The organism is Sphingomonas sp. MJ1 (PH-R8), from assembly GCF_048058635.1.
Lineage (GTDB): Bacteria > Pseudomonadota > Alphaproteobacteria > Sphingomonadales > Sphingomonadaceae > Sphingomonas.
The window spans coordinates 1-1,524 of the sequence record NZ_JBBEFX010000053.1; the positions used below are offsets into that span (position 1 = coordinate 1).

At 65.0% G+C, this 1,524-nt stretch carries 1 protein-coding gene; it reads right to left on the bottom strand.

Annotated elements, in window-relative coordinates:
* A partial coding sequence (locus tag VPH46_RS16220; RefSeq protein WP_416612890.1) for a sugar transferase occupies positions 1 to 1,257 on the bottom strand: 1,257 nt, incomplete at its 3' end.
* Positions 1,258 to 1,524 lie beyond the last annotated feature (267 nt).

The following is a 1,524-nucleotide window of genomic DNA, read 5'->3' on the forward strand; positions in this document are numbered from 1 at the left end:
CCTGAGGTCGTCCTCGATAATGGTCGCACCGCGATAGCCGCGGATCTGGGCCAGGCCGGTAACCCCAGGCTTGGCGGCGTGGCGATGCCAATAGCGGCCGTCGACCTCCCAGAACAGCTTCTCCGCCGCGCGCGACCCCAGCGCATGCGGGCGCGGCCCGACGATGCTCATGTCGCCGATCAGCACGTTGAACAGCTGGGGGATCTCGTCGAGGCTGGTGCGGCGCAGGATGCGGCCGACGCGGGTGATGCGATCGTCGTCGCGCGAGGCGGAGCGGTGGCCGGCGCCGTCGCTCTGCTCGACGCGCATGCTGCGGAACTTCCAGATCCGGAACATCTCGTTCGCCCGGCCGATGCGCACCTGCTTGAACAGCACCGGGCCGGGCGAGTCCCATTTGATCAGCAGCGCGATAATGCAGAGGAAGGGGGCGAGCAGGAGGATGCCGGCACCCGACACCGCGACATCGAAGCCGCGCTTGATGAAGCGATCGAACAGCCCCAGCGGCCCGGCGGAGACGACCACCGTCGGCGCCTCGCCTTGGGCCGACACGCCCAGCGGGGTGAGCGCAGTCAGCTCGGGCACATAGATCTCGCCCTGGACGTTGGTGCCCTTCAGTGCATGGGCCCAGGCCGCGCGATGCCCAGGCGCGCATGCCACCACGACGCGATCGGCGCTGGCGACGATTTTGGCGAGCCGATCGTACATTACCGGATCATGCTGTTGCGGATCCAGGCTGTCGTCGATCGTCATGACCACCGAGAATTCGCCCGGCGGAACCGGCGAATGGCCGTCGTGCAGCAGCATCACGCTGAACGGGTTGCCGCCGATCAGCGTCGGCATGTGGCGCACGAGCAGGTAGCGCGCAGAAATGAGCAACCCCAGCGTGGTGGCCGTGCCCGCGATCAGCACCCCGCGGGAGAAGCTCTCGCTGGTTTTGAGGCCATAGGCGATCAGGATCACCGCGCAGACGGCGATGAACAGCGCCTTGGCGCCCTTTGCGGCGGCCTGCAGCGGGCTCTGCAGATGATCCGCGGCATAGGCATGGGTGTAGAAGGCGATAAACGCGTATACGGGCAGCAGCGCCGCCAGGATGACGACCCCCGTCGAGGTCTCGAGCCCGCGCAGAGAGGCGGCCAGCGCGAAGCCGGTGATCACGGAGACCAGATCCGCTGCAATGACGCTGCAGCAGGCCCGGATCCGGAGGGTCGCAGCCTTGGGCTGCCATTTCACTGCACGTTGCATGGTCGGCGTGGTCACTTCGAACAAAGAACCATCCTTAGGCGAATACAGGGCCTTTGCCACGTTCGTGCTCGTCCTCGGTTTTGCTGCGCTGCAGCTATCACCATGGCACAGGATCAAAACCGTCTCCATGCCCCGCTGCGATACAATCCACTCCAGCGTGGCCTGCGAGCCACGCTAAGCGCGAAACCGGCGGCGTGTCTACTACCCTTGTTGACAAGTCCGGAACAAACAGACGCATTACACGTCCTCGTTAAGTGTTAATCTAGGGAGTATTGTGCATGA